The organism is Sulfitobacter sp. PS-8MA (genome assembly GCF_040933935.1).
In the GTDB taxonomy this organism is placed as follows: Bacteria; Pseudomonadota; Alphaproteobacteria; order Rhodobacterales; family Rhodobacteraceae; genus Sulfitobacter.
Window position 1 is genome coordinate 426,422 of record NZ_JBFQYJ010000007.1, and the last position, 21,235, is coordinate 447,656.

At 63.7% G+C, this 21,235-nt stretch carries 26 protein-coding genes; 18 read left to right on the plus strand and 8 right to left on the minus strand.

All coding sequences use genetic code 11. The features are described from left to right. On the plus strand, nt 1–861 hold the full coding sequence (locus tag AB4M76_RS15465; protein ID WP_368442896.1) for a D-amino-acid transaminase: 861 nt from the start codon (nt 1–3) through the stop codon (nt 859–861). A 3-nt stretch (nt 862–864) separates the two neighbouring features. On the opposite strand, the gene AB4M76_RS15470 is transcribed toward AB4M76_RS15465, so the two are convergent. Next, on the minus strand, nt 865–1,308 hold the full coding sequence (locus AB4M76_RS15470; RefSeq protein WP_368442897.1) for a DMT family transporter: 444 nt from the start codon (nt 1,306–1,308) through the stop codon (nt 865–867). Nucleotides 1,309–1,416: 108 nt separating this feature from the next. Here AB4M76_RS15470 and AB4M76_RS15475 point away from each other — a divergent pair, with 108 nt between their 5' ends. Then, nucleotides 1,417–1,875 carry a MaoC family dehydratase gene (locus tag AB4M76_RS15475; protein WP_368442898.1) on the plus strand — a complete coding sequence of 153 codons (459 nt, stop codon included), beginning with the start codon at nt 1,417–1,419 and terminating at the stop codon, nt 1,873–1,875. 167 nt (nt 1,876–2,042) lie between these two features. Here AB4M76_RS15475 and AB4M76_RS15480 read toward each other — a convergent pair whose 3' ends face one another. Continuing rightward, a complete protein-coding gene (locus AB4M76_RS15480; protein ID WP_368442899.1) occupies nt 2,043–2,354 on the minus strand; it encodes a DUF1244 domain-containing protein in 312 nt (103 codons plus the stop codon). A 152-nt stretch (nt 2,355–2,506) separates the two neighbouring features. Between AB4M76_RS15480 and pyk the strand changes: the two genes are divergently transcribed. The 4 genes from pyk to rplT all read left to right on the plus strand — a co-directional run bounded on the left by pyk (nt 2,507) and on the right by rplT (nt 4,912). Next, the gene (gene pyk / locus AB4M76_RS15485) at nt 2,507–3,952 is read left to right on the plus strand and encodes a pyruvate kinase (protein WP_368442900.1); all 1,446 of its coding nucleotides are present in this window, start codon (nt 2,507–2,509) and stop codon (nt 3,950–3,952) included. Nucleotides 3,953–3,981: 29 nt separating this feature from the next. Further along, the gene (locus AB4M76_RS15490) at nt 3,982–4,206 is read left to right on the plus strand and encodes a hypothetical protein (RefSeq protein WP_368442901.1); all 225 of its coding nucleotides are present in this window, start codon (nt 3,982–3,984) and stop codon (nt 4,204–4,206) included. A 124-nt stretch (nt 4,207–4,330) separates the two neighbouring features. Next, nucleotides 4,331–4,531 carry a 50S ribosomal protein L35 gene (gene rpmI / locus AB4M76_RS15495; RefSeq protein WP_067264506.1) on the plus strand — a complete coding sequence of 67 codons (201 nt, stop codon included), beginning with the start codon at nt 4,331–4,333 and terminating at the stop codon, nt 4,529–4,531. Nucleotides 4,532–4,546: 15 nt separating this feature from the next. After that, nucleotides 4,547–4,912, plus strand: a complete 366-nt coding sequence (gene rplT, locus AB4M76_RS15500) for a 50S ribosomal protein L20 (protein WP_067264504.1) — start codon at nt 4,547–4,549, stop codon at nt 4,910–4,912. A 110-nt stretch (nt 4,913–5,022) separates the two neighbouring features. Here rplT and AB4M76_RS15505 read toward each other — a convergent pair whose 3' ends face one another. Then, a complete protein-coding gene (locus AB4M76_RS15505; protein WP_368442902.1) occupies nt 5,023–5,199 on the minus strand; it encodes a hypothetical protein in 177 nt (58 codons plus the stop codon). Between the two features lie 86 nt (nt 5,200–5,285). Next, entirely contained in the window at nt 5,286–5,960 is a 675-nt protein-coding gene (locus AB4M76_RS15510; RefSeq protein WP_368442903.1) for a type 1 glutamine amidotransferase domain-containing protein, read from the minus strand. Between the two features lie 177 nt (nt 5,961–6,137). On the opposite strand from AB4M76_RS15510, the gene pheS reads away from it, so the two are divergent. The 6 genes from pheS (at nt 6,138) to mscL (ending at nt 12,324) form a co-directional block, all read left to right on the plus strand. Then, complete coding sequence (gene pheS / locus AB4M76_RS15515) at nt 6,138–7,211, plus strand: phenylalanine--tRNA ligase subunit alpha (protein ID WP_368442904.1); 1,074 nt, start codon at nt 6,138–6,140, stop codon at nt 7,209–7,211. Then, nucleotides 7,208–7,621, plus strand: coding sequence for a DUF2513 domain-containing protein (locus AB4M76_RS15520; RefSeq protein ID WP_368442905.1), 414 nt, complete (start codon nt 7,208–7,210; stop codon nt 7,619–7,621). The genes pheS and AB4M76_RS15520 overlap by 4 nt, the downstream gene beginning before the upstream one ends. Continuing rightward, nucleotides 7,618–10,014, plus strand: coding sequence for a phenylalanine--tRNA ligase subunit beta (gene pheT, locus AB4M76_RS15525; RefSeq protein ID WP_368442906.1), 2,397 nt, complete (start codon nt 7,618–7,620; stop codon nt 10,012–10,014). The genes AB4M76_RS15520 and pheT overlap by 4 nt, the downstream gene beginning before the upstream one ends. Before the next feature lie 15 nt (nt 10,015–10,029). Further along, nucleotides 10,030–10,473, plus strand: coding sequence for a YtoQ family protein (locus AB4M76_RS15530; protein ID WP_368442907.1), 444 nt, complete (start codon nt 10,030–10,032; stop codon nt 10,471–10,473). A 170-nt stretch (nt 10,474–10,643) separates the two neighbouring features. After that, nucleotides 10,644–11,765, plus strand: a complete 1,122-nt coding sequence (locus AB4M76_RS15535; RefSeq protein ID WP_368442908.1) for a histidine kinase dimerization/phosphoacceptor domain -containing protein — start codon at nt 10,644–10,646, stop codon at nt 11,763–11,765. Nucleotides 11,766–11,892: 127 nt separating this feature from the next. After that, nucleotides 11,893–12,324, plus strand: a complete 432-nt coding sequence (gene mscL, locus AB4M76_RS15540) for a large conductance mechanosensitive channel protein MscL (RefSeq protein ID WP_368442910.1) — start codon at nt 11,893–11,895, stop codon at nt 12,322–12,324. Between the two features lie 71 nt (nt 12,325–12,395). Here mscL and ald read toward each other — a convergent pair whose 3' ends face one another. Further along, a complete protein-coding gene (gene ald, locus AB4M76_RS15545) occupies nt 12,396–13,514 on the minus strand; it encodes an alanine dehydrogenase (RefSeq protein ID WP_368442911.1) in 1,119 nt (372 codons plus the stop codon). A gap of 138 nt (nt 13,515–13,652) precedes the next feature. On the opposite strand from ald, the gene AB4M76_RS15550 reads away from it, so the two are divergent. Next, the gene (locus AB4M76_RS15550) at nt 13,653–14,111 is read left to right on the plus strand and encodes an Lrp/AsnC family transcriptional regulator (protein WP_368442912.1); all 459 of its coding nucleotides are present in this window, start codon (nt 13,653–13,655) and stop codon (nt 14,109–14,111) included. Between the two features lie 567 nt (nt 14,112–14,678). On the opposite strand, the gene rpsU is transcribed toward AB4M76_RS15550, so the two are convergent. Further along, nucleotides 14,679–14,885 carry a 30S ribosomal protein S21 gene (gene rpsU / locus AB4M76_RS15555; RefSeq protein WP_007118112.1) on the minus strand — a complete coding sequence of 69 codons (207 nt, stop codon included), beginning with the start codon at nt 14,883–14,885 and terminating at the stop codon, nt 14,679–14,681. 110 nt (nt 14,886–14,995) lie between these two features. Between rpsU and AB4M76_RS15560 the strand changes: the two genes are divergently transcribed. From AB4M76_RS15560 to AB4M76_RS15575, 4 genes are all read left to right on the plus strand, one after another. Further along, nucleotides 14,996–15,688 carry a COQ9 family protein gene (locus AB4M76_RS15560; RefSeq protein WP_368442913.1) on the plus strand — a complete coding sequence of 231 codons (693 nt, stop codon included), beginning with the start codon at nt 14,996–14,998 and terminating at the stop codon, nt 15,686–15,688. A 75-nt stretch (nt 15,689–15,763) separates the two neighbouring features. Further along, complete coding sequence (locus tag AB4M76_RS15565) at nt 15,764–16,498, plus strand: energy-coupling factor ABC transporter ATP-binding protein (protein WP_368442914.1); 735 nt, start codon at nt 15,764–15,766, stop codon at nt 16,496–16,498. Beyond that, nucleotides 16,473–17,069 (plus strand): energy-coupling factor transporter transmembrane protein EcfT, encoded by a 597-nt coding sequence (locus AB4M76_RS15570; protein ID WP_368442916.1) that lies wholly within the window; start codon nt 16,473–16,475, stop codon nt 17,067–17,069. The genes AB4M76_RS15565 and AB4M76_RS15570 overlap by 26 nt, the downstream gene beginning before the upstream one ends. Nucleotides 17,070–17,132: 63 nt before the next feature. After that, nucleotides 17,133–17,678 carry a biotin transporter BioY gene (locus AB4M76_RS15575; RefSeq protein WP_368442917.1) on the plus strand — a complete coding sequence of 182 codons (546 nt, stop codon included), beginning with the start codon at nt 17,133–17,135 and terminating at the stop codon, nt 17,676–17,678. Between the two features lie 30 nt (nt 17,679–17,708). Here the strand turns inward: AB4M76_RS15575 and AB4M76_RS15580 are convergent, their stop codons facing one another. Then, on the minus strand, nt 17,709–18,815 hold the full coding sequence (locus AB4M76_RS15580; protein ID WP_368442919.1) for an acetyl-CoA C-acyltransferase: 1,107 nt from the start codon (nt 18,813–18,815) through the stop codon (nt 17,709–17,711). Then, complete coding sequence (locus tag AB4M76_RS15585; RefSeq protein WP_368442920.1) at nt 18,812–20,035, minus strand: AMP-binding protein; 1,224 nt, start codon at nt 20,033–20,035, stop codon at nt 18,812–18,814. The genes AB4M76_RS15580 and AB4M76_RS15585 overlap by 4 nt, the downstream gene beginning before the upstream one ends. 96 nt (nt 20,036–20,131) lie before the next feature. Here AB4M76_RS15585 and AB4M76_RS15590 point away from each other — a divergent pair, with 96 nt between their 5' ends. After that, nucleotides 20,132–21,142, plus strand: coding sequence for an NAD(P)H-quinone oxidoreductase (locus AB4M76_RS15590; protein ID WP_368442921.1), 1,011 nt, complete (start codon nt 20,132–20,134; stop codon nt 21,140–21,142). Nucleotides 21,143–21,235 lie beyond the last annotated feature (93 nt).

The window sequence follows — 21,235 nt, forward strand, 5'->3', positions numbered from 1 at the left end:
ATGCGAACTGTCTATGTAAACGGCGAATACCTGCCCGAGGATCAGGCCAAGATCTCGATCTTTGACCGGGGCTTTCTGATGGCCGATGGGGTCTATGAGGTGACCAGCGTGCTCGATGGCAAGCTCATCGCCTTTGACGGCCATGCCGAGCGTCTGATCCGCTCGATGAACGAACTCGACATGCGCGCGCCGGCCAGCACCGAGGAACTGCTGGAGATTCACCGCGAGCTGGTGCGTCTGAACGACATCAAGGACGGGCTGATCTATCTTCAGGTCACCCGCGGCTCTGAGGGCGACCGCGATTTCGCCTTCCCCGATCCCGACAGCACCGCACCGTCGCTGGTGCTTTTCACCCAAGCCAAGCCGGGGCTGGCCGACAATGCCGCCGGGCGCGACGGCATCCGGGTGATCAGCATCGAAGACATCCGCTGGGGCCGCCGCGACATCAAGACGGTGCAGCTGCTTTACCCGTCGATGGGCAAGATGATGGCCAAGAAGGCCGGGGTCGAAGACGCCTGGATGGTCGAGGACGGTTTCGTCACCGAAGGCACCTCGAACAACGCCTATATCGTCAAGGACGGCAAGATCGTCACGCGCGAGACCTCCAACAACATCCTGCATGGCATCACCCGCAAGGCGGTGCTGGAGCTGGCGCGTGAGGCGCAGATGCAGGTGGAAGAGCGCAATTTCACCATCGAAGAGGCGCAGCAGGCGGATGAGGCTTTCGTGACCTCGGCCAGCGCCTTTGTCACCCCGGTCATTGAGATCGACGGGGCCAAGATCGGCGGCGGCGCGCCGGGCAAACTGGCCCCGCGTCTGCGCGACATCTACATCTCGGAAATGCGCAAGACCGCGATCTGAGCTTCAGAACCGCGACAAGACCAGCCCCGCCGCGACCAGCGCGGCGGCGGCGATACGGGTCGGGGTGATGGCCTGCACCGTCAGGCCCAAGAGCCCCGTGGCATCGATCACCAGCGCCGCGCTCAACTGGCCAAGGATCAGCGCCGAGATCACCGTCAAAGCGCCCAGTGTGGGGATCGCCCAAAGCACGGCCCAGACATAGAAGGCGCCAAGCACGCCACCCGCGAGCAGGACCGGCGGGGCGGAAAACGCACGCGGCAGCGCCCCCAGTTCGCCGCGCAGCAACAAGACCGCCAGCAGCGCCGCAAAACCCACGCCAAAGGACACCGCCGCGGCCGCCACGCCACTGCCGATGTTGCGGCCCAGAGCGGCGTTGATCGGGGTCTGCAGCGCGACTGCGCCACCTGCGATGGCCACGGTGATCAGGGCGAGAAGGGGGGTGTTCATAACGGCTCCGCTCCAGTTTCACCCAGCATGTGAGAAGCCGCAGCGAATGCAAAGCCCCTTTCGGTTGCGCGGCAAACCCCGCTAAGCTGGGCAGAGAGTGGAGGGGCGATGCAAAGCGAGATCAGCAAAGAGCAGATGCAGCAGGCCGTGTGGCGCGAGCTGGGCGTCTCGCCGTGGTTCAGGATGGATCAGGCGCGGATCGACGCTTTTGCCGATGTGACCGAGGATCATCAGTTCATCCATGTCGACCCTGTGCGCGCTGCCGAGACCGATTTCGGCGGCACGGTGGCGCATGGGATGCTGACGCTGTCGATGATGTCGGGCATGGCCTATGGCGCGCTGCCGGTGATGACGGGGGCGAAGGCTTCGGTGAACTATGGGCTTGAGGGGGTGCGCTTTATCTCGCCGGTACATGCGGGCAAGCGGATTCGGGGGCGGTTTACCCTGACGGAGGCCAAGCTGCGCGGGCGGGGCGATCTGATGACCACCTTTGCCGCCACGGTCGAGATCGAAGGCGCCGCGCGTCCGGCGCTGAAGGCCGATTGGCTGGTGCTTTACCTCTTTTAGGCGGGGGCGGCGACAGCGGGGTTGAAATCGGTGAGGCTGGCACCGCTGTCTGCGCCAGCCGCCCCTGCCAATCAAATCACCTCCGCCCCGCCGCGGGTGTCATCGTTGCGACTGCCGCGGGCGGTCGCGCCGTCACCGGGCGCATTGCCGCGCGGCGGTGGGCAAGGTCAGTCCTTCCCGACATTTTCGGCAAAAGCGGTTTTGAACGCCTCTTTCTGGCTGTCCTTCGCCTCGGTCTGATAATTGGCTTTCCACTCGTCCATGGTCATCCCATAGAAGAGCTCCCGCGCCTCCACCTTGTCCATCTCGATCCCGCGCTCATTGGCGGCCTCTTGATACCAGCGCGACAGGCAGTTGCGGCAAAAGCCGGCGAGGTTCATCAGGTCGATGTTCTGCACATCGGTCCGGTCATGCATCAGATGTTTCTGCAACCGGCGAAAGGCGGCGGCCTGAAGTTCGATCTCTTGTTGGCTGGGCATGGGCTTTCCTTTCATAGCGCTGGACGGCGCCGCTATGGCCCGTCATTCTAACGAAACCTTTGACAGGCAAGCATAGGGTCGATACCCCGCAAGGCAACCGATGTTACCGGTAACATCGCCCTTGGGGCGGCATGGGATACGAAGGATTAGATATGAGACGTTTGCGCAATGTAAAGATCGTGGCCACGCTGGGGCCGGCCTCTGAGACCCGCGAGATGATCGGCGCTTTGCACAAGGCGGGCGCTGATGTCTTTCGGCTCAACATGAGCCACGGCAGCCATGATGAAATTCGCGAGAAGCACCGGATCATCCGCGAGGTCGAGCAGGAGACCGGCGGGGCGATTGGTATTCTGGCCGATCTTCAGGGCCCAAAGCTGCGCGTGGGCGTGTTCGAGGGCGAGGGGCCGATGCTTGACGAAGGCGCGGACTTCCGGCTCGACCTTGATGAGACCCCGGGCGATGCCCGCCGCGTCTGCCTGCCCCATCCCGAGATTTTCGCGGCGTTGGAACCGGGGGCGAGCCTTTTGGTCAATGACGGAAAAATCCGGCTCAAGGTGCGCGACTGTGGCGCGGATTTCGCCAATTGCGAGGTCGTGACCGGCGGGGTGATCTCCAACCGCAAGGGTGTGAACGTGCCGGATGTGCTGCTGCCGCTGGCGGCATTGTCCGACAAAGACCGCGCCGATCTGGAGTTTGTCTGCGAGTTGGGCGTCGATTGGCTGGCGCTGAGCTTTGTGCAGCGCGCCGAGGATGTGACTGAAGCGCGCGAATTGGTCAAAGGCCGCGCCGCGATCCTGTCCAAGATCGAAAAACCCGCCGCGGTGGAGCGCTTTGAGGATATTCTGGAGGTCAGCGACGGCATCATGGTGGCGCGGGGCGATCTGGGAGTCGAACTGCCGGTGCAGAACGTGCCGCCGATCCAGAAACGTCTGGTGCGCAAATGTCGCGCCGCGGCCAAACCGGTGATCGTGGCGACGCAGATGCTGGAATCGATGATCGAAAGCCCGATGCCGACCCGCGCCGAAGTCTCTGACGTGGCGACCGCGATCTATGAAGGCGCCGATGCGGTGATGCTCAGCGCCGAATCCGCCGCCGGGGATTATCCGATCGAAGCGGTCACCACGATGGACAATGTGGCGCAGGAGGTGGAGGTCGATCCGACCTATACCCAGATCATCGAATCCTCGCGCAAGGCGGACCGGATGACCGTCGCCGACGGTATCGTCGCCGCCGCGCGGGAGATTGCCGAGACGACGGATATCAAGGCGATCTGCTGTTTCACCCAATCCGGCACCACCGCGCTACTGACCGCCCGCGAACGGCCCCGGGTGCCGATCATCGCGCTGTCGCCCCTGGTGGGCACCGCCCGGCGCCTCGCGCTGAGCTGGGGGACGAATTGCATCATCACCGATGGGCATGACCGGTTCAAACTGGCCGTTATCAGCGCGGCCAAGGCGGCTTTGGCCGAAGGCTATGCCGGGCCGGAGGATCATGTGGTGGTGACCGCCGGGGTGCCGTTCAACGTGCCCGGCAGCACCAATATCCTGCGGGTGGCGCCCTGCGATGAACGTTTGATCTACGCCTCTGATCCGGAGTAGCCTCAGAAAACCGCGCAGGAAGGGGCGATATGGATAGCGATCTGGCCTTGGTCATGGGCTGCCTTCTGGCGGTGCTGTCGGTCCCCTCCATCCTGTCGGCGGTCAGTGACCAGCGCGCCCCGCGGGCCTCGGCGCTGACGGTGCTGATCGCCGCGGCGCTGATCCTCTATGCGCTGCGGGAAAACCCGGGCCGCTATAGCTTTGCGGAACTGCCCGATGTCTTTGTCGCCGTGGCGGCTGACATCCTGCCCTGAGCCGCATCGAAAGCGCTTGCATCCGCGCCCGCGCCCGCCTATACGGCGCATCTTAGCCTGCACGACCGGCCTCAAGTGGCATGCCGAGTCGTGTTTATACCGAACTCAAAAGACGGAGACGGAAATGCCCAAGATGAAGACGAAATCGAGCGCCAAGAAGCGCTTCAAGGTCTCGGCGACCGGCAAGGTCATCGCCAGCCAAGCCGGCAAACAGCACGGTATGATCAAGCGGACCAACAAGTTCATCCGTAACGCACGCGGCACGACAACCCTGTCGGAAGCCGATGCAAAGATCGTCAAGGGCTTCATGCCCTACGCCCGCTGATTAAGGAGTACCGAGATGTCCCGAGTTAAAGGTGGTACAGTCACCCACGCGCGTCACAAGAAGATCATCAAAGCCGCAAAGGGCTACTATGGTCGGCGCAAGAACGTCTTCAAGGTCGCCACACAGGCGGTCGACAAGGCCAACCAATATGCAACCCGTGACCGCAAGAATCGCAAGCGCAACTTCCGCGCCCTGTGGATCCAGCGGATCAACGCCGCGGTGCGCAGCCATGACGAAGCGCTGACATACAGCCGTTTCATCAACGGTCTGACGCTGGCCGGTATCGAAGTGGACCGTAAGGTTCTGGCCGATTTGGCCGTGCATGAGCCCGAAGCCTTTGGCGCGATCGTCAAACAGGCGCAGGACGCTCTGGCAGCCTAAGCCGACGTTATAAAGAATTGCGAAAGCCCTGCCATTTGGCGGGGCTTTTTGCTTTTGGGCGTATCTGGCGCGGCCATCTCGGGTTTGAAGCCGCCATGCGGCGGCGGGGGTTACCCTGCCATCAGGCTGATCCCTTCGGCCTCGGCCTTGTGTCGAACAGCTTCCTCCGTGCGCCCGAGCCGCACGGCGATGACGCCAAGGGCCTTATCCTCGGCCGCCAGAATGCGGAGTTGGTCGAGGTCTTCGTCATTCCACGGCTCGCCGGTGGTGCGGTCATATTCAGTCATATCTGGGATCCTTTCAGGGGCCAAACGATCTGCCTTGCTCAGCGGTTCCCGGGCGCGCAGGGGGCGCGGGCTGCGCCCCCGATCCGTTATTTGAGTAGCGCCAGCAATTCCCTGGCCGCGGCTTCGGAAGAGGCGGGGTTCTGGCCGGTGACCAGCTTGCCATCGACCAGCACATAAGACGCCCAGTCCTCGCCCTTGCTGTAGTCGCCGCCGTTTTCCTTCAGCATGTCTTCGACCAGGAACGGCACCACCTTGGTCAGGCCGACGCCCTCTTCCTCGGTGTTGGTAAAGCCGGTGACACGTTTGCCGGAGACCAGCGGCTTGCCCTCCGCCTCGACGTTCTTGAACACCGCAGGCGCGTGGCAGACGGCGCCGACGGGGCGGTCCGAGGCCCAGAAGGTCTCGATCAGCCGCTTGCTGTCGGCGTCTGTTGCCAGATCCCACAGCGGCCCGTGGCCGCCGGGGTAGAAGATCGCGTCGAAACCCTCGGCTTCGACATCCGCCAGCACTTTGGTCGTGGCGAGGTCTTTCTGCGCGGCTGCGTCATCCTTGAAGCGGCGGGTTGCGTCGGTCTGCGCGTCTTCGCTGTCGCTGTTGGGGTCAATCGGCGGCTGGCCGCCTTTGGGCGAGGCGAGGGTCACATCGGCGCCGGCGTCTTTGAAGACATAATAGGGGGCGGCGAATTCTTCGAGCCAGAAGCCGGTCTTGTTGCCGGTGTCGCCCAGCTCATCATGCGAGGTCAGAACCATCAGGATTTTCATCTCTCTCTCCTTTCGGGGGAGGTTGGGCGCGCGCCGGGCAGAGGCCCCGCGCGGCGTGTCGATGCGGGCCAACGTGCCGCTTGGGCGATGGTTCCGTGATTTCGCCCCGCCGCCCTACGGCTTGCATTCGAGGGGCGGGGGGGCTAGCAGGACGGGGTATTATTCCAAGGGCCTGTCATGGACGATCTGAAGCAAAAATACCTGAGCCAAATCGCCGATGCCGGCGACGAATCCGCGCTGGAAGACATCCGGCTGGCTGCCGTGGGCAAAAAGGGCGAAGTGGCGCTGAAGATGCGCGAGCTGGGCAAGATGACCCCCGAAGAGCGGCAGGTCGCGGGCCCCGCGCTGAACGCGCTGAAGGATGAGATCAACTCGGCGCTCTCTGCCAAGAAGGCCGCGCTTGGCGATGCCGCGCTTGATGAGCGGCTGCGCAGCGAATGGCTCGACGTGACCCTGCCGACCCGCGCCCAGCGTCAGGGCAGCATCCACCCGGTGAGCCAGGTCACCGAAGAGCTGACCGCGATCTTTGCCGAGATGGGGTTTTCCGTCGCCGAAGGTCCGCGCATCGACACCGATTGGTACAATTTCGACGCGCTGAACATCCCCGGCCACCACCCCGCACGGGCCGAGATGGACACCTTTTACATGGCCCGTGCCGAGGGCGACGCGCGTCCCCCGCATGTGCTGCGCACCCATACCTCCCCGGTGCAGATCCGCACCATGGAGGCCGAAGGCGCGCCGTTGCGCATCATCTGTCCCGGCGGCGTCTACCGCGCCGATTACGACCAGACCCACACGCCGATGTTCCATCAGGTCGAAGGGCTTGCGATCGACAAGGACATCTCGATGGCGAACCTCAAGTGGACGCTTGAGGAGTTTTTCGCCGCCTTCTTTGAAACTCCCGGCATCAAGACCCGCTTCCGCGCCTCGCACTTCCCCTTCACCGAGCCTTCGGCCGAGGTCGATATCCAATGTTCCTGGGTCGACGGCCAGCTACGCATCGGCGAGGGCGATGGCTGGTTGGAAGTGCTCGGCTCCGGCATGGTGCACCCCAAGGTACTGCAGGCGGGCGGGATCGATCCGAACGAGTGGCAGGGCTTTGCCTTTGGCATGGGGATCGACCGGATCGCGATGCTGAAATACGGTATTCCAGATCTGCGGGCGTTCTTTGATTCAGACCTGCGCTGGCTCCGGCACTACGGGTTCGCGAGCTTGGATCAGCCGAATTTGCATGGTGGGTTGTCGCGTTGAAGCGAGATCTCGACGAAATAAGAAGGCTGCTTCTCGTGGTCGAGGCTTGTGACGACCCGAGAGGGAAAGCCTTTTTTTGGAAGGACGAGAAGAAGTTAGGGAACTGGGGCTTTAAGGCCGATCCCTTTCCGCAAGCTGACGAACTGAATGCTCATCTTGATTATCAGATAGGTCTTCTTGAGCAGGCTGGTTTCGTCACAAGAAGGGCTGTTGGCGCGAACGCACCGAATTTTGTAGAGATCACATACAAAGGTCATGACTATCTAGACGCAATCCGTAGCGATACCGTTTGGGACAAAACGACCGCCGGGGTCGCTAAGGTGGGTGGGATGTCACTCGACATGATTAAAGAACTTGCCATCGCCTACATGAAACAAGAAGCAGCTGAGAAGCTAGGAATTAAGCTATGAAATTCACCCTCTCCTGGCTCAAGGACCATCTCGACACCAATGCGTCGATTGATGAGATCACCTATGCCCTCACCGACCTCGGCCTCGAAGTCGAAGGCGTCGAGAACCCGGCGGCGAAACTGGCCGACTTCACCCTCGGCTATGTGCAATCGGCCGAGAAACACCCCGATGCCGACCGGCTGAACGTCTGTCAGGTGGAAACCGACGAGGGCGTGATGCAGATCATCTGCGGCGCGCCCAATGCCCGCGCGGGGATCACCGTCGTTGTGGCTAAGCCGGGCGTCTATGTGCCGGGGATCGACACCACCATCGGCGTCGGCAAGATCCGCGGCGTCGAAAGCTTCGGCATGATGGCCTCCGAACGCGAGATGGAGCTCAGCGAAGAGCATGACGGCATTATTGAGCTGCCCTCGGGGCAGGTCGGCGAGCGTTTCATCGACTGGCTGGCCGAGAATGACCCGGCCAAGGTCGACCCGGTGATCGAGATCGCCATCACCCCCAACCGCCCCGATGCGCTCGGCGTGCGTGGCATTGCGCGCGACCTCGCGGCGCGGGGCTTGGGCAAGCTCAAGCCACGCGACTGCGCTGCGGTTGAGGGCAGCTTTGCCTCGCCGATCGACGTCAGCATCGACGAAGACACGCTCGACGGATGCCCGGTGTTCTATGGCCGGGTGATCCGGGGCGTGAAGAACGGCCCCAGCCCGCAGTGGTTGCAGGACTGTCTGCGCGCCATCGGGCTGCGCCCGATCTCCTTTCTCGTCGATGTGACCAACTTCTTCACCATCGACCGCAACCGCCCGCTGCATGTTTTCGACGTCGATAAAGTGAAGGGCAATCTGCGCGTGCACCGTGCCAAGGGCGGCGAAGAGATCGTCGCGCTGGATGAGAAGACCTATACCCTGCAAGCGGGGCAGATGGTCATTTCCGATGACAGCGGTGTCGAGAGCATCGCGGGCATCATGGGCGGTGAGGCGACCGGCGTGACCGAAGAGACGGTGAACGTCTTTGTCGAAAGCGCCTATTGGGACCCGGTGCAGATCGCCTATGCAGGCCGCGCGCTCAAGATCAACTCGGACGCGCGCTACCGGTTTGAGCGCGGCGTGGACCCGGCCTGGACGCCCTACGGCATCGAACATGCCACGCGGATGATCCTCGATCACGCGGGCGGTGAAGCCTCTGAGGTGGTGGTCGCCGGGCAGGTGCCGGATACCTCCCGCGCCTACAAGCTGGACGCGGCGCGGGTGCAATCGCTGGTCGGCATGACGATCCCCGAAAGCGAGCAGCGCCAGACGCTGACCGCCTTGGGCTTCCAGCTCGACGGCGACATGGCGCAGGTGCCAAGCTGGCGGCCCGATGTGCAGGGCGAGGCCGATCTGGTCGAGGAGGTCGCGCGGATCGCCTCGCTGACCAAGCTCGAAGGCAGGCCGCTGCCGCGGCTGACCGCAGGCATCCCGCGCCCGGTGCTTTCGCCAATGCAGCGCCGCGTGGTGACCGCCCGGCGCACGGCGGCGGCGCTTGGCTACAACGAATGTGTGACCTATAGCTTCATCGACCAGGCTTCGGCGGCGCTGTTCGGCGGTGGTACCGATGAGACCCGGCTGGAAAACCCGATCTCCTCGGACATGAGCCACATGCGCCCCGATCTGCTGCCCGGTCTGTTGCAGGCCGCCGCCCGCAATCAGGCGCGGGGCTTTGCCGATATGGCGCTCTTTGAGGTCGGACCGGCTTTTTCCGGCGGGGAGCCGGGCGAAGAGCAGATCATGGTCAGCGGCCTGCTGGTCGGCCGTACCGGCCCGAAGGACGTGCATGGCGCGGCGCGGGCGGTGGATGTCTTTGACGCCAAAGCCGATGCCGAAGCCGTGCTCTCGGCCATCGGTGCGCCCGCCAAGGTGCAGATCCTGCGCGGGGCTGACGCATGGTGGCATCCGGGCCGGCACGGCAAGATCTGCCTCGGGCCCAAGAAGGTCTTGGGCGTCTTTGGCGAAGTGCACCCGCGGGTGCTGGCCGCGATGGACGTGAAAGGCCCGGCGATGGCCTTTACCATCTACCCGGCCAACGTGCCGCTGCCGCGCAAATCCGGCGCCACCCGCCCGGCCTTGCAGATCAGCGATTTTCAGGCGGTCGAACGTGACTTTGCCTTTGTCGTCGATGCCGATGTCGAGGCGCTGACGCTGGTGAACGCGGCCAAGGGCGCCGACAAGAACCTCATTGAAGACGTGCGCGTCTTTGATGAATTCATCGGCGGCAGCCTTGGGGAGGGGAAGAAATCCCTCGCCATCACCGTGCGTTTGCAGCCGAGTGATAAGACGTTGAAAGATGTCGATATCGAAGCGGTGGGCGCTAAGGTTGTCGAGAAAGTCACCAAGGCCACCGGCGGCGTGCTGCGCGGCTAACGAAAGGGCAGAACGATGAAAGTCTATCTCTCCGGTGAAATCCACACCGACTGGCGCGAACAGATCACCCAAGGGGCCGAGGGGCTCGACGTGACCTTTACCGCGCCGGTCACCGACCACGCCGCCAGCGACGATTGCGGCGTGGCGATCCTTGGGGAGGAGGCCGACAAGTTCTGGCACGACCGCAAGGGCGCCCAGATCAACGCGATCCGCACCCGCAAGGCGATTGCCGAGGCGGATGTGGTCGTGGTGCGCTTTGGCGAGCAATACAAACAGTGGAACGCGGCCTTTGACGCGGGCTATGCCGCAGCCCTTGGCAAATCGCTGATCATCCTGCACGGGGCCGATCATGCCCATGCGCTCAAGGAAGTCGATGCCGCGGCCCTTGCGGTGGCCTCCGAACCGGCGCAGGTGGTGGAGATCCTGCGCTATGTGTTGACAGGTGCTTTGCCGGGCTGATCGTGGTATTATCGGGCAAAAGGCCGGTTCTTAATATTTATCAAGCCATGTGGCGCGAAACGCCCCGATCCTGCGCTGGACAGTTAGAGGGAGCAGGCTAGAACAGTTCACAGGCCCGCTGGAACCCCATTCGGATCGGCGGCTATTGTCGACACTCGCTTGCACGCGGATTGCAACGGGCCAAGACGAAAAGGACCAGGTTCATTCTAGCCGACACGCCCCCCAAACAGGACGAGCGCCTTAAGACGCTGCACTCCTACAATGTCCTTGATACCGAAGCGGAGGCTGATTTCGACGATATCGTCGATCTTGCCTCAAAGATCTGCGATACGCCGGTCTCGCTGATCAGTCTGGTGGATGAGGGGCGGCAATGGTTCAAGGCGCGGGTCGGGTTTGAGCCCCGTGAAACCACGCTCGATCAATCTGTCTGCTCCCATGCGATTTTGAGCGAGGATTTCGTTGAGATCCCCGATATGGGCGCGGACCCTCGGACGTTCGACAATCCTCTCCATGTCCGTGACCCGGAGGTGAAATTCTATGCCGGGGCGAATCTTGTCGCGCCCAATGGACAGGTGATTGGAACGCTCTGTGTGCTGGATACCAAGCCGCGCCATCTGAATGATTTTCAGAAACAGGCGCTTCAGACCCTTTCGCGCCATGTGATGACACAGCTGGAACTGCGCAAGAAAATCCGGCTCGAAGCGGCATTGCGGGCCGAGATGGATCACCGGGTCAAGAACTCCTTCCAGACCATCGCCTCTTTGCTGCGGATGGCCACGCGCAAGGTGGATGACCCTGATGCCAAGGACGTTCTGGCGCTGGTCGAGCGGCGCTTTGGGGCGGTGGCCTCCCTGCACAGCCAGCTGATGACCCGCGATGGTGAAGGCTCGGTGCAGACGGTGTCTTTCCTCTCGCAACTGGGCAAGCTGCTGACGGCGGGCGCGCCGGAAAACATTGCGATTGTGACCAGCGCCGATGATGGCGAGCTGGAGGTTGGACAGGCCTCGGCCATTGGTATGATCGTCAGCGAATTTGTCGCCAATTCGATCAAACATGCCTTCCCCAATGACCAGAGCGGCGAGGTCACCCTGTCGCTGCGCGCCAGAGGCGAAGGCCGCTGGCTTCTTGAGTGTCGCGACAATGGCGGCGGTCATGGTGGCCGGGTGTCGGGCGCGGACAGCACCGGGCTGGGCAAGATGCTGATGGGCTCGGCTGCGGATCAGTTGAATGGCCGGTTGGAAGCCGATTTCGGGGCCAGCGGCGCGGTGATGAAAGTGTCTTTCAGCAGTTGAAGAGCGCTGGCCTCTTTCCCCGACAGCCCTGTTTTCGCGAAAGAAAGATTGACCCGAGTGCCCTGCGCTCTTCACTATCCCTTTGAAAGACCAAACAGGTTGGCAAAATATCGAAGGGGCAAAAGGGATGTTTCAGGAATTCAAGGATTTCATCGCCAAGGGCAATGTCATGGATATGGCGGTGGGGATCATCGTCGGCGCGGCCTTTACGGCGATCGTCTCGTCCCTTGTGGCCGATATCATCAACCCGATCGTCGGGCTGTTCACCGGCGGGGTGGATTTCACCAATAACTACGCGGTGCTGTCAGGCGAGGTGCCAGTGGATGCCTCGCTAGAACAGGCGCGGGAGGCCGGGGCGTCGGTCTTTGCCTATGGGTCATTCCTCATGGCGGTGATCAATTTCTTCATCATCGCCTTTGTCGTTTTTGTCTTGGTCAAGATGGTCAATCGGGTGAAATCTGCGGCGGAAAAGCCGGATGAGGTCGCCCCTGACGTGAAGACCGGCCCCTCGCAGGTCGATGTCTTGCTTGAGATCCGGGATGCGTTGAAAGACCGCTGACCGCTGCCGCATTGCTGTCGTGAAAGGCCCGCTGCACCCGCGGGCCTTTCGTTTTCCTTCGGGCGGGGCGCTTAGCTGGCGATGGCCTCATCTGCCGAGATACTGTCGATCCCGAGGGCCGCGCCCACGGCGGCATAGGTAAGCTTGCCAGCATGGACATTCAGACCCGCTTTCAGATGCGGATCATCGGCGCAGGCCTGTTTCCAGCCCTTGTCGGCCAAAGCGAGCAGGAAGGGCATGGTGGCATTGCTCAGCGCCATGGTGGCGGTGCGCGCGACGGCACCCGGCATATTGGCGACGCAGTAATGCATGATCCCGTCGACTTCATAAATCGGGTCTTGGTGGGTGGTGGCCTTGGAGGTTTCAAAGCAGCCGCCCTGATCAATGGCAACATCGACCAGCACCGCGCCCGGTTTCATCATCGCCATCTGCTCGCGGCTGATCAGCTTGGGGGCCGCCGCGCCGGGGATCAGCACGGCGCCCACCACCATGTCGACCTCGGGCAGCAGTTGCTCCACCAAGCCGGTCGAGGAATAGCCGGTCTTGAGCCGGCCCTGAAACAGATCGTCCAAGAGGCTGAGCCGCGGCAGGGAGCGGTCCAGCACCGTGACATCCGCGCCCATACCGGCCGCCACCCGCGCCGCGTTGATGCCCACGACGCCGCCGCCGATCACCATGACCCGCGCCGGCCCGACACCCGGCACGCCGCCCATCAGCACGCCGCGGCCGCCATTGGCCTTTTGCAGCGTCCATGCGCCCATCTGCGGGGCCAAGCGGCCCGCGACTTCCGACATCGGCGCCAGCAGGGGCAGGCCGCCGTTGCGGTCGGTCACGGTTTCATAGGCGATGGCAGTGCAGCCAGAGGCGAGCAGATCATGGGTCTGATCCGGGTCGGGGGCGAGGTGGAGATAGGTAAAGAGCAATTGTCCGTCGCGCAGCATCTTGCGCTCTGCCGCCTGCGGTTCCTTGACCTTTACGATCATATGCGCCTTGGCAAAGATTTCCTCTGCCGTGTCGATCATGGTCGCGCCCGCGGCGCTGTAATCCGCATCCTCAAAACCCGCGCCGATGCCCGCGCCCGCCTGCACATAGACCTCATGCCCATGGGCAATGGCTTCCTGGGCCGCATTGGGCGTCAGGCCGACGCGAAATTCCTGCGGTTTGATTTCTGTCGGACATCCGATCTTCATGGGGGTTCCTCCTCCTCCGTAGGGGATCAGAAGTATCACAATATCTGTGCATATCCCTGCGAAATTGGGGTCGCCATTCCACGCCATTTTCGAATAGTCTTTCGCGCAATTGAAGTTAGACGCGAAAGTATTGCGGAAATGCCCTTGGATGAGATTGATCGACGTGTTTTGCGCGCCTTACAGCGCGACGGGCGGATGTCCAATTCCGACCTGTCGGAGGTGGTGCATCTGTCGCCCTCGGCCTGTCACCGGCGCGTGCAGCGGTTGGAGAAAGAGGGCTACATCCGCGACTATGTCGCCCTGCTGGACCCGCGCAAGCTGGATATGCCGACGACGGTCTTTGTCGAGATCACCCTGCAGGCCCAGGCCGAGGAGGTGTTGGAGGCCTTTGAGAAGTCGGTGTCGCGGATACCCGATGTACTGGAGTGTCATCTGATGGCCGGGACGGCGGATTATCTGTTGAAGATCGTGGCAGAGAATACCGAGGATTTTGCGCGGATACACCGCCAGCATCTGGCGCGGCTGCCGGGGGTGGCGCAGATGCAGTCAAGTTTCGCGCTCAGGACGGTGTGCAAGACCACGGCGCTGCCGGTGTAGTCGGAGAGCGCGGCGGAGGTTTCGAGCGGGGCAGCCCGGAATCAAGGCCGAAGGCCGCCGGGCAGCGCCAGACCGTCCGTCACGCCAGAGGCGTGCCATTATGCAAATGCGCACCTCTGGTGCGACGGTCTGGCGCTTTTGCAATCGGAGTGCTGTCCCGTGATCTCGGCGCATGGGTGGCAGGCATGAACTGCCCAATTGCGCTGTTGCGAGCGCCACCCCGCGGTCCGGCGCCGCCCGGCTACGTTATTGAGCCCGGGCCCCATGTTCGCCCCTAAGCGCAACAGCCCGGAATCAAGGCCGAAGGCCGCCGGGCAGCGCCAGACCGCCCGTCACGCCAGAGGCGTGCCATCATTCAAATGCGCACCTCTGGTGCGACGGGCTGGCGCTTTTGCAATCGAAGTGTCGTCCTTCGATTTCGCCTAAGTGCTGCTGGCATAAACTGCCAAACGGAAGGACCTGCGAGCGCCAGCCCCCGGTCTGGCACTGCCCGGCGCCCCACAAAACAAAACCCCCGCTGCCATCGGCACCGGGGGTTCTATGTCTGTCGCGTGTCGCGGGAATGATTTACATCATACCTTCGCGTTGCGCTTTTTTGCGTGCCAGCTTGCGGGCACGGCGGATCGCTTCAGCTTTCTCGCGCGCTTTCTTCTCGGACGGTTTCTCGAAATGTTGCTTGAGCTTCATTTCACGGAACACGCCTTCGCGCTGGAGCTTTTTCTTCAGAGCCCGAAGGGCCTGATCGACGTTATTGTCGCGAACACTAACCTGCATGTGGTTGTCACCACCTTTCTAGGATAAAGTTGCAAGGAATTGCAGGAAATGGCCCTATAGCAAGCTATATCCAGTTTGTCCACCCCATCCAGCCCCGAAAGGAGCGTCCCATGACCCCGCCCAAGGCCGATCCAAAAGACCAATTGCTTGATGCCGCGCTGATGCATGTGCCCTTTGACGGCTGGTCCCCGGCGACCTTTAGCGCGGCGGTGAAGGACAGCGGCCTCGACCCTGCCCTGGCCCGGGCGCTTTGCCCACGTGGCGCGGTGGATCTGGCGGTGGCCTATCACAAACGTGGCGATGCCAAGATGCTGGCGGCGCTGGCCGAAGCGGATCTGTCAGGGATGCGCTTTCGCGACCGGATTGCCAAGGCCCTGCGTCTGCGGCTGGAAGCGGGGGACCGCGAGACCATCCGGCGCGGCAGCACGCTTTTTGCCCTGCCGCATCACGCGCCGGAGGGGGCGCGGCTCATTTGGGAGACCTGTGATGCGATCTGGACCGCGCTCGGTGATACATCGGACGATGTGAATTGGTACAGCAAACGGGCCACGTTGTCGGGGGTCTATTCCGCCACGCTGCTCTATTGGCTGGGCGATACCAGCGAGGGGCATGGCGCGACTTGGTCCTTCCTTGACCGTCGGATTGACGATGTGATGCAGATCGAAAAGCTCAAGGCGCAGGTCCGCGAAAGCCCGACATTGAGCCGTCTGATGGCGGGGCCGAACTGGTTTCTGAGCCATATCAAGGCGCCGCGCTCTATGCGGGGGGCGGATTTGCCGGGCCGCTGGACCCTGCCGCGCTAGGCAAAGGGCAGGCTGGGCTTTCCCGTCCGCGCGCCAGATGATAGGGCAGGGCACAAGGTTTTACACAGGCACGCGATGACCCGCCCGACCCCTCCGCTCATCGATATCGATCAGGTCAGCTACACCCCCGGCGGCACCGCGGTGCTGCGCGATGTGAGCCTGCGCTCGGATGCCGCGCGGATCGGGATCGTGGGGCGCAATGGCTCCGGCAAGACCTCTTTCGCGCGGGTGCTTTCCGGATTGGTGGCTGCCGATCAGGGGCAGGTGCGGATCAGCGGGGTGGACGTGGCCCGCGACCGGCGCCGGGCGCTTGGGGCGGTGGGGATATTGTTTCAGAACCCGGACCATCAGATAATCTTCCCCACGGTGGAAGAGGAAATCGCCTTTGGTCTGCATCAGATGGGCCAGTCCAAGGCCGAAGCGGCGCGGGGCGTGACCGCGATCCTTGATCAATTTGACCGGCGGCATTGGGCGCAGGCCTCGATCCACCAGCTTTCCCAAGGCCAGCGGCAACTGGTCTGTCTGATGGCAGTTCTGGCGATGCAGCCGCGGGTGCTGGTGCTGGATGAACCCTTTGCCGGGCTCGACATTCCCACAAAGCTGCATCTGGAGCGGGTGTTGGCGGGTTTGGACCTCACGCTTGTCCATATCACCCATGATCCGGCAGCTGTGGCCGATTACGATCACATCCTATGGCTGGAACGCGGCGCGGTTGCCCAGCAAGGCGCGGCCCGCCCGGTGCTGCGCCATTTTGAGACCCGGATGCGGGAATTGGGGGCACGTGATGATCTCTCTGACCTCGCCGGTTGAGACCCGCGCCCATGGCTGGCCCGCGGGGGCCAAGCTCGGCGCGCTATGTGTGGCGACGCTGCTGCTCTTTGCGGTGGAAGCGCCCGGCTGGCAGATCGCCTTCTGCCTTGGGATGGTGCTGCTCTATGCTTTGCCGGGGCGGGCCTTTTTGCGGGTCGGTTTGGGGCGTTTGCGGATGCTTTGGCCCTTCGTGGCGCTCATCCTGCTGTGGCACCTGCTGACCGATGATGCCCGAGCGGGGCTCGTCATCGCGCTGCGCATGGTCACCGCCGTGGGTCTCGCGAACCTTGTTACCATGACCACCAAGCTCAGCGATATGATGGCCGTGGTGCGCTGGCTTGCCACGCCGCTCCGGCGGTTCGGGCTGGGGACCCGCAGCCTGGAGCTCGCCGTGGCGCTGGTGGTGCGCTTTACCCCGGTGCTGGCGGCCAAGGGGCAGATGCTGTCTCTGGCCTGGCGGGCGCGGTCGCGGCGGCGGCCGGGCCGGCGGATCATCATGCCCTTTACCGTGCTGGCCATTGATGATGCCGAACATGTGGCCGAAGCCCTGCGCGCGCGCGGTGGTCTCTGATCGCTTGACCGGGGCGGGGGGCTGGCTTACCCAAATGCCAAACCTAACCCGAGGACCCTTCCCATGGAACGCAACCTGACCATGATCGCCCTTTTTGCTGCCCTTATCGCGGCACTGGGCCTGATTCCGAAATTCACACTTGGCTTTGGTGTGCCGATCACCGCGCAGACGCTGGGCGTTATGCTCTGCGGCACCGTGCTGGGCGCATGGCGCGGCGGGCTGGCGGCGCTGCTCTTTGTCGGGCTGGTGGCGCTTGGGCTGCCGCTTTTGGCCGGGGGCCGTGGGGGCTTGGGCGTCTTTGCCTCGCCCACCGTGGGCTTTCTTGTCGGCTTCCCGATCGGTGCTTTCGTCACCGGCTTTATCATGGACCAGTGGCGCAACGCGCCGGTGGGGCTGGCCGCCGGGGTGGCCTCGGTCATCGGCGGCACGCTGGTGGTCTATATTTTTGGCATTTTCGGCATGATGATGACGCTGAACAAGACCGTGATCGAAGCCACTTTGCTGGTTCAGGCCTTCATCCCCGGTGACCTGATCAAGGCCGTGCTGGCGGGGTTCATCACCTCGGGTCTGGCCAAGGCGCGTCCGGCGAGCCTGCTGTCCCGCAGCTAAACCCCTGGGCCCGCCCTGCAAAGGGGCGGGCTACAGCCGCATCAAAGCGGCAGAGCCGATCCCCCCGGCCGCCGCAATCGCGGCCAGCCCGGTGCCGGCGCCCCGCGCCACCAATGCATGCCAAAGCCGCACCGCATTGATCGCCCCCGAAGCGCCAATCGGATGCCCCCGCGCCAGCGCCCCGCCACCGGGGTTCACGATCTCCGGCGCGATCCCGGCACCTTTGACACAGGCGATGGCCTGCACGGCATAGGCTTCCATGACCTCCGCCACGTCGAGATCCTGCGCGGCTACCGCTTCACGCCGCAACACGTCGTCAATCGCCACCAGTGGGGCCAAGCCCGGCTCTTCGGGCCTGCCGCCCTTGGTGGCACTGGCAAGGAGGTCGACCCGGGGCGTGGTGAGGCGGTCCGCGACACGGTCTGACACCACCACAGCAAAGGCCGCAGCATCGGCGGCCACGGCGGCATTGGCGGCGGTGATGTCCCCGGCAAGCAGCTTGGCCCGCCGGCACAGGGCAGGGGTCAAGCGGCGGGTGAAAGCATCGGAGGCACACCCCTCGACCGGCACGATTTCCGCCTCCGCTGGCGGATGGGCACGCGCTTTTGCATGGCTTTCCACCGCCCATCGGTCCTGCGCCGCGCGGTCGATCCCCTGCGACAGAGCAAGCGCCGCGGCGGCTTCGGTCATATCGGGGTCGCGGTCAGGCCAGGGGGTAAAGGGCGCCTGTTGATAGGGTTCGGGCGGGCGCCCATCGGCGAAAGTGCGGGAGCGCAGGGGCTGGCGCGAATAGCTCTCCGCCCCGCCGGCGACGACAACCTCTACCGCGCCGCTCAGGATCATCTGCCGGGCCAGCGCCAGCGCGTCCAAGCCGCCGGCACATTGCCGGTCAATGCTCAGCCCCGCCACATGCTGAGGCAGCCCCGCCGCCAAGGCGATGCTGCGCGCCGGGTTGCCACCGGGGCCGATGGCGGTGCTGCAGATCACCTCGTCGACCTGCGCAGGGTCCAGGCCGGCACGGGCCAAAGCGCCCCGCAGCACCGGCGCAGCGAGCGCCGGCAGGTCCAAATGCGCCAGCGCCCCGCCGCGCGGGGCGACCGGGCTGCGACAGGCTGCAACGATGAGAGCACGGGTCACAGCTGTTCCTCCACCCAATCCGCCAGCGCGCGCAGGTCCGTCTTGCCCGAAGGGAGCAACGGAAGCGCGGCAATAGGATACACCCGCCGGGGCGCGATCAGCCTGCCGAATTCAGCGCGGCATAGATCGATGATCTCCTCCGCCCGCGTGTCATCCCCTTCCACCACCGCTATGAGATGGTGCCCCCGCAGCGCATCCACGCGCGGAAGCACCGCACAGGCAGCGCCCATCCGCGCCGTGATCACCGCCTCGACCGCCTCGGGAAAGACAAGCTGGTCGGCGATCTGTACCATGCGTTGCCGCCGCCCCATGATCCATAGGTGTCCATCGGCATCTCGCTTGCCCATCTCGCCGACACTGACAAAACCATCGCGCCAGCGGGTATCGACACTGTCGCCCAAGGCGTAGCCTTGGAAAAGATAGGGGCTGCGTACCCAGATCTCGCCGATACCGGCGGTGGGCTGGCCGATCTCGTCCAAAAGCCGCAGTTCAACACCGGGATAGGGGCGGCCGACCGAACCTTCCGGCGTATCGGCATCCGCCAAGGTGATAAAGCTCGTCTCCGCCGCGCCATAGAACACATGCAGCGCCGCGTTCGGGCAAAGCGCTTGGACCGCCGACCGCGTTACCGCATCAAGCGCGCCGCCGCCACAAAGCACCAGCCGCAGCGAAGCCAGCGGCGCCCGCGCCCCGCGGGCCAGCAAGCGCAATTGGGTCGGGGTGGCGTAGATCAGCGTCGCGCTCATCTCTGCAATGCGGGCCGCCTGTGCGCGCGGCGATTGATCGGCCAGAACATGGGCATCCAGCCCAAGGTGCAGCGCTTCCAGGACCGCATAGAGCGAGAGCGAATGGCTGAGCTGACCCAGCACGGCCACACGGTCGGCGCGGCGCAGGGCAAAGCGGGCGGCGTTTACCTCAAAACTGGCAATCCACGAAGCCTGACTGCGCCGCACCGCCTTGGGCTGGCCCGATGCGCCGCCGGTGAGAGTGAGGAACGCCCCCGGCGGGCAGGTGAGCTCCGGGGGCAGGGGGCGGTCGCTTAGGCAAAAGGGCGCGCGTTGGGCGATGGCGGTGCCGAGGGCCGAGAGCGCGTCACCCGCCGGCAGGGCGGGCAGGGGGCGGAACATATCGCATTGGCCTGCCGGGGCGCGCTGCACCTCCTGAGAGCCCGCGAAGAGCCGCGCCGCTTCATGCCAAGCAAATCTATCCTGCGCGACCATCCGGCCCTCCCTCTTTCGCCGATCTGGAAATTCCGGGTGCAAGCCCCGGGACCGCCCGTTAGGCTGCGCAAAACCAGACCCGAGGATACTTCAGACATGACAGAGACGATGCGTGCAATCGAAATCACCGAACCCGGCGGTCCGGACGTTCTGCAAGCGACGACCCGGCCCCGGCCGCAGCCGAAACACGGGCAAGTCATCATCAAGGTCGCCTATGCCGGGGTGAACCGCCCCGACGCGCTGCAGCGCGCGGGCAAATATGCGCCGCCCCCGACCGCCAGCGACCTGCCGGGGCTGGAAGCGTCGGGCGAGGTGGTCGAGGTCGGACCGGGGGTGACCACAGTCGCGCCGGGCGATCAGGTCTGCGCCCTGCTGCCCGGGGGTGGCTATGCGGAATATGTCGCCACGCCCGCCGCGCATTGCCTGCCGATCCCCAAAGACATGGGGCTGAAGGAAGCCGCCTGCCTGCCGGAGACCTTCTTTACCGTCTGGTCCAACCTCTTCATGCGGGGCGGGCTCAAGGCCGGGGAAAAGGTGCTGATCCACGGCGGCTCTTCGGGCATTGGCACAACGGCGATTCAGCTGGCCCGCGTCTTGGGCGCACGGGTGTTTGTGACCGCCGGGACCGACAGCAAATGCGCGGCCTGTATGAAGCTTGGCGCGGAAGTGGCGATCAACTACCGGGATACGGATTTCGTCGATGTCATGCAGGCCGAGGGCGGCGCGGATGTCATCCTCGATATGGTTGGCGGCAGCTATATCGACCGTAACTTCAAAGCCTTGGCCGAGGACGGCAGACTGGTGCAGATCGCCTTTCTGCAGGGGGCCAAGAAAGAGGTGAATTTCGCCACGCTGATGACCCGCCGCCTGACCATGACCGGCTCGACCCTGCGCCCGCAGAGCGACCTTGCCAAGGCGCGGATCGCCGAGGAATTGCTTCAGAATGTCTGGCCGCTGCTTGATTCCGGCCGTGTCGCCCCGGTGATGGACAGCACCTATGACCTCTCGGAAGCGAATGACGCGCATCGCCGGATGGAGGCCAGTGGCCATATCGGTAAAATCGTCCTGAAGGTCGGCGGCGCGCCGGACGCTGGGGAAGACCTGTAAACTTTAGGACAGTAACGAATTGTTAACCAGTAATTCGTTTACTGAAAGCACGGGTCGTCGGGACGCTGGCCAGCCGTGTTGAAGAACGCCGAA

What these genes read in the sequence shown, in the direction of transcription:
- AB4M76_RS15575 (WP_368442917.1), top strand. Translation starts at nt 17,133, where the DNA reads ATGGAACGCAACCTGACCATGATCGCCCTTTTTGCTGCCCTTATCGCG.
- AB4M76_RS15465 (WP_368442896.1), top strand. Translation starts at nt 1, where the DNA reads ATGCGAACTGTCTATGTAAACGGCGAATACCTGCCCGAGGATCAGGCC.
- AB4M76_RS15550 (WP_368442912.1), top strand. Translation starts at nt 13,653, where the DNA reads ATGCCCTTGGATGAGATTGATCGACGTGTTTTGCGCGCCTTACAGCGC.
- pyk (WP_368442900.1), top strand. Translation starts at nt 2,507, where the DNA reads ATGAGACGTTTGCGCAATGTAAAGATCGTGGCCACGCTGGGGCCGGCC.
- AB4M76_RS15530 (WP_368442907.1), top strand. Translation starts at nt 10,030, where the DNA reads ATGAAAGTCTATCTCTCCGGTGAAATCCACACCGACTGGCGCGAACAG.
- AB4M76_RS15585 (WP_368442920.1), bottom strand. Translation starts at nt 20,035, where the DNA reads ATGGTCGCGCAGGATAGATTTGCTTGGCATGAAGCGGCGCGGCTCTTC.
- rpmI (WP_067264506.1), top strand. Translation starts at nt 4,331, where the DNA reads ATGCCCAAGATGAAGACGAAATCGAGCGCCAAGAAGCGCTTCAAGGTC.
- AB4M76_RS15510 (WP_368442903.1), bottom strand. Translation starts at nt 5,960, where the DNA reads ATGAAAATCCTGATGGTTCTGACCTCGCATGATGAGCTGGGCGACACC.
- mscL (WP_368442910.1), top strand. Translation starts at nt 11,893, where the DNA reads ATGTTTCAGGAATTCAAGGATTTCATCGCCAAGGGCAATGTCATGGAT.
- pheT (WP_368442906.1), top strand. Translation starts at nt 7,618, where the DNA reads ATGAAATTCACCCTCTCCTGGCTCAAGGACCATCTCGACACCAATGCG.
- rpsU (WP_007118112.1), bottom strand. Translation starts at nt 14,885, where the DNA reads ATGCAGGTTAGTGTTCGCGACAATAACGTCGATCAGGCCCTTCGGGCT.
- AB4M76_RS15475 (WP_368442898.1), top strand. Translation starts at nt 1,417, where the DNA reads ATGCAAAGCGAGATCAGCAAAGAGCAGATGCAGCAGGCCGTGTGGCGC.
- AB4M76_RS15560 (WP_368442913.1), top strand. Translation starts at nt 14,996, where the DNA reads ATGACCCCGCCCAAGGCCGATCCAAAAGACCAATTGCTTGATGCCGCG.
- AB4M76_RS15490 (WP_368442901.1), top strand. Translation starts at nt 3,982, where the DNA reads ATGGATAGCGATCTGGCCTTGGTCATGGGCTGCCTTCTGGCGGTGCTG.
- AB4M76_RS15505 (WP_368442902.1), bottom strand. Translation starts at nt 5,199, where the DNA reads ATGACTGAATATGACCGCACCACCGGCGAGCCGTGGAATGACGAAGAC.
- AB4M76_RS15565 (WP_368442914.1), top strand. Translation starts at nt 15,764, where the DNA reads ATGACCCGCCCGACCCCTCCGCTCATCGATATCGATCAGGTCAGCTAC.
- AB4M76_RS15570 (WP_368442916.1), top strand. Translation starts at nt 16,473, where the DNA reads ATGATCTCTCTGACCTCGCCGGTTGAGACCCGCGCCCATGGCTGGCCC.
- AB4M76_RS15480 (WP_368442899.1), bottom strand. Translation starts at nt 2,354, where the DNA reads ATGCCCAGCCAACAAGAGATCGAACTTCAGGCCGCCGCCTTTCGCCGG.
- ald (WP_368442911.1), bottom strand. Translation starts at nt 13,514, where the DNA reads ATGAAGATCGGATGTCCGACAGAAATCAAACCGCAGGAATTTCGCGTC.
- AB4M76_RS15590 (WP_368442921.1), top strand. Translation starts at nt 20,132, where the DNA reads ATGACAGAGACGATGCGTGCAATCGAAATCACCGAACCCGGCGGTCCG.
- pheS (WP_368442904.1), top strand. Translation starts at nt 6,138, where the DNA reads ATGGACGATCTGAAGCAAAAATACCTGAGCCAAATCGCCGATGCCGGC.
- AB4M76_RS15470 (WP_368442897.1), bottom strand. Translation starts at nt 1,308, where the DNA reads ATGAACACCCCCCTTCTCGCCCTGATCACCGTGGCCATCGCAGGTGGC.
- rplT (WP_067264504.1), top strand. Translation starts at nt 4,547, where the DNA reads ATGTCCCGAGTTAAAGGTGGTACAGTCACCCACGCGCGTCACAAGAAG.